This is a genomic window from Planktotalea sp. (genome assembly GCF_050633725.1).
Lineage (GTDB): Bacteria > Pseudomonadota > Alphaproteobacteria > Rhodobacterales > Rhodobacteraceae > Planktotalea.
On record NZ_JBOEHB010000037.1, the window covers coordinates 1 to 3,607 of the forward strand.

Consider the following 3,607-nt stretch of genomic DNA (forward strand, 5'->3'; position numbering starts at 1 on the left):
AGTTATTCAGGAGCGAGTTTTGCGAGGAGGTTGAGGAGTGTTTCGTAGTCGTTTTGTCCGAGTTTGTTTTTGAAGTCTTGTACGATTTGAGCGGCTTGTGGGGCGCGGGCGGTGATGATGGCTTGGCCTTCCGGGGTGATGGTGATGAGCTGTTTGCGCCGGTCTGTGGTGTCGCGGACTTGGGTGATGAGGCCTTTGTCGCGTAGGGTGGATGCGATGCGGGTGAGGCTGGGAAACAGCAGGCTGGCGCGGTTGGCGAGGGTGCTGGTGTCCATTTGGCCTTGCTCGGCGAGTACGCGCAGTACGCGCCATTGTTGCTCTGTGATGCCGGTTTCGGCCAGCATGTCGCGGATCGGGGCCATGATGCCTTCGCGGGCACGGATCAGGGCGATGGGCAGAGATCGTGAGGTCGCGGGCAGGGGGGCGGTCATATATTGCTCTGAGTTTGTGAGATTTCTTTACTCTGCTGCCAAGGCGGCGTTGACATTGCAAGATGTATTTAGTTAACTTCGCAATAGTTAACATTGCAATTAATTTGCGAATAGAGGCCGAAGCGAGGCCTTGCGCGCGGTGATTTGGGAGGATCGGGTGCCACATTTTCAGATCGATTACTCCGCCAATCTGGAAGACGCCGTGGATATGGGCGCGCTGTGCGAGGCGATCCGCGCCGAAGCGGCGACGATTGCTGCCTTTCCTATGGCTGGCATTCGCGTGCGTGCGACGCGCGTTGATCATTACGCGATCGCGGATGGCGATGCGAAGCACGGGTTTATCGACCTGTCCGTGCGTATCCGCGAGGGACGCGCGGACGACGTGAAGAGAGCAGCGATTGAGCAGATCTTTGCGGCGCTTAAGCGGTTTATGACGCCCGTTATGGCGGAGCGTTCTATCGCCCTATCTGCGGAATTGCGGGATATTGATGCCGCTCTTTCGCCGAAGTTCGGCACGATCCGGGATCATTTGGAGGATAGCGCATGAGTGTGCTTAACGAGAACATCGACAAACTGAACAGTTATCTGGATCGTTTTCGCGCGGGGGGCATTCAGAACCGGATCGCGGGCAAGGATGTTGCTGGCTCTGCTGGCACGTTCCAGAATGCCTCGCCCGTTGATAAATCGCTGATCTGCGATGTGGCCCATGGCACGGCCGAGGACATCGACGCCGCGGCAAATGCTGCGCATGATGCTTTTGCCGCGTGGCGCGATATGCCAGCGCTGGAGCGTAAGAAAATCCTGATACGCATCGCTGAAGGGATCGAAGCGCGCGCCGAAGAGATTGCGCTGTGTGAATGCTGGGACACGGGACAAACAATCAAGTTCATGTCCAAGGCGGCCCTGCGCGGCGCGGAGAATTTCCGCTATTTTGCCGATCAAGTCGTGCAGGCGCGCGACGGGCAGCACCTGCAATCGCCCACATTGATGAACATTACAACGCGCAAACCGATTGGCCCTGTTGGTGTTATCACGCCTTGGAACACGCCCTTTATGCTCTCGACGTGGAAGATCGCGCCAGCGCTGGCGGCGGGCTGCACAGTGGTTCACAAACCTGCCGAAGCCTCGCCGCTGACCGCGCGTCTGCTGGTTGAAATCGCCGAAGAAGCAGGCCTGCCGCCGGGGGTTCTCAACACCGTTAATGGCTTTGGTGAGGGCGCAGGCAAGGCGCTTTGCGAGCATCCCAAGATCAAGGCCATCGCCTTTGTTGGCGAGAGCCGCACAGGATCGCTGATTACCAAACAGGGCGCGGATACGCTCAAGCGCAATCACCTTGAGCTGGGCGGCAAGAACCCTGTGATCGTCTTTGATGATGCGGATATTGAGCGCGCGCTGGATGCGGTGATCTTCATGATCTTCTCGATCAACGGCGAGCGCTGCACATCCTCCTCGCGTCTACTGGTTCAGGACACGATCCGCGAAGAATTTGAGGCTAAGCTGGTGGAGCGCGTCAACAATATCAAAGTGGGTCATCCGCTTGACCCGAAGACCGAGATTGGACCGCTGGTTACGCAAGAGCATTACAACAAGGTCACTTCCTACTTTGACATTGCCAAAGAGGACGGTGCGACGGTTGCTGCGGGCGGGGTTAAGGTTGGGGACGAGGGCTATTTTGTGCGCCCGACGCTGTTCACAAATGCCAACAACCAAATGCGCATCGCGCAGGAGGAAATCTTTGGTCCTGTTCTGACCTCGATCCCCTTCAGCACCGAAGACGAGGCGCTGCAGATCGCCAATGACATTGACTATGGCCTCACGGGGTACCTGTGGACCAACGATCTGACCCGCGCGCTGCGTTTTACGGATCGGCTGGACGCTGGCATGATCTGGGTGAACTCGGAAAACGTGCGCCATCTGCCCACGCCCTTCGGCGGCGTCAAAGCAAGCGGCATCGGGCGTGATGGCGGCGATTGGTCGTTCGAGTTCTACATGGAGCAAAAGCACATTGGCTTTGCCACGGGCCAGCATAAGATCACCAAATTGGGGGCCTTGTGAATTTGAGTGCGCAGGCTGCGCCTGCACTGGATGCGTCTGACCTGGCGGTCAGACAAAGGGGGGCGCTGCCCCGTCGCCCGAGGGGCGACTCCCCGAGATATTTATCGACCAAAGAAGATTTGGGCCAGAGCACAAAGAGGAGTTTAAGGCATGCCAGTACCCGCGCCTAACCTGTATCCTGATTTTAACACGATCCGTCTGTCGCACACCTGTTTGAATGTGGCTGATCTGGCCGCTTCGAAAAAGTTCTACACCGAGATCCTTGGTCTTCAGGTCTCTGATGAAAGCGACACCCATGTCTATCTGCGCGCTATGGAAGAGCGGGGGCATCACTGCGTGATCTTGCAAAAATCCGATGCGCCCGGAACGGTCGAGGTCATGGGCTTCAAGACCTTTGACGAGGCTGATCTGGACAAGGCCGAGACCTATTTCCAGTCCAAGGGCCGCCCTACGTCTTGGGTAGATCGCCCCTATCAGGGCCGCACGCTATTGACGTCGGACAACATCGGCATTCCTCTGGAGTTCTATCACAAGATGGATCGCCTCGAACCAATCCATCAAAAATACGCGCTTTATCGCGGGGTGAAGCCGCTGCGTATTGATCACTTCAATTGCTTCTCGCCCGACGTGGATGCCTCGGTTGCGTTTTATTCTGATTTTGGCTTTCGGGTTACGGAATATACCGAGGATGAAGAGAGCAAGAAGCTCTGGGCCGCATGGATGCACCGCAAGGGCGGCGTGCATGATATGGCCTTCACCAATGGCACTGGCCCGCGCATGCACCATGTGGCGTTTTGGGTGCCGACGCCGCTTAATATCATCGACTTGCTCGATCTGATGTCCACCACTGGCTATGTCGACAATATCGAACGTGGCCCCGGTCGCCACGGCATCTCCAACGCGTTCTTCCTTTATATCTTGGACCCTGACGGGCATCGCATCGAGATTTATTGCTCTGACTATCAGACGGTCGATCCTGATCTTGAGCCGATCAAATGGGACCTCAAAGACCCCCAACGCCAAACCCTCTGGGGCGCCGCCGCCCCGCGCAGCTGGTTTGAACACGGCACCAAGTTCACCGGCTCAGAACCCCGCAAATCTGAACTCAATGCCAGCCCCAT

4 protein-coding genes are annotated in these 3,607 nt (G+C 57.1%); 3 read left to right on the forward strand and 1 reads right to left on the reverse strand.

What is annotated here, in order from left to right; genetic code table 11:
* Window positions 1–2 precede the first annotated feature (2 nt).
* Complete coding sequence (gene hpaR / locus ACRBCU_RS18655) at window positions 3–431, reverse strand: homoprotocatechuate degradation operon regulator HpaR (protein ID WP_431366904.1); 429 nt, start codon at window positions 429–431, stop codon at window positions 3–5.
* A gap of 157 nt (window positions 432–588) precedes the next feature.
* On the opposite strand from hpaR, the gene ACRBCU_RS18660 reads away from it, so the two are divergent.
* The 3 genes from ACRBCU_RS18660 to hpaD form a co-directional block, all read left to right on the forward strand.
* The gene (locus ACRBCU_RS18660; protein ID WP_431366905.1) at window positions 589–978 is read left to right on the forward strand and encodes a 5-carboxymethyl-2-hydroxymuconate Delta-isomerase; all 390 of its coding nucleotides are present in this window, start codon (window positions 589–591) and stop codon (window positions 976–978) included.
* Window positions 975–2,486: a 5-carboxymethyl-2-hydroxymuconate semialdehyde dehydrogenase gene (gene hpaE, locus ACRBCU_RS18665; RefSeq protein ID WP_431366906.1), complete on the forward strand. Its 1,512-nt coding sequence runs from the start codon at window positions 975–977 to the stop codon at window positions 2,484–2,486. Before ACRBCU_RS18660 ends, hpaE begins: the two co-directional genes overlap by 4 nt.
* A gap of 150 nt (window positions 2,487–2,636) precedes the next feature.
* Window positions 2,637–3,607: 3,4-dihydroxyphenylacetate 2,3-dioxygenase (gene hpaD / locus ACRBCU_RS18670; RefSeq protein WP_431366907.1), on the forward strand; the 971-nt coding region annotated here is incomplete at its 3' end.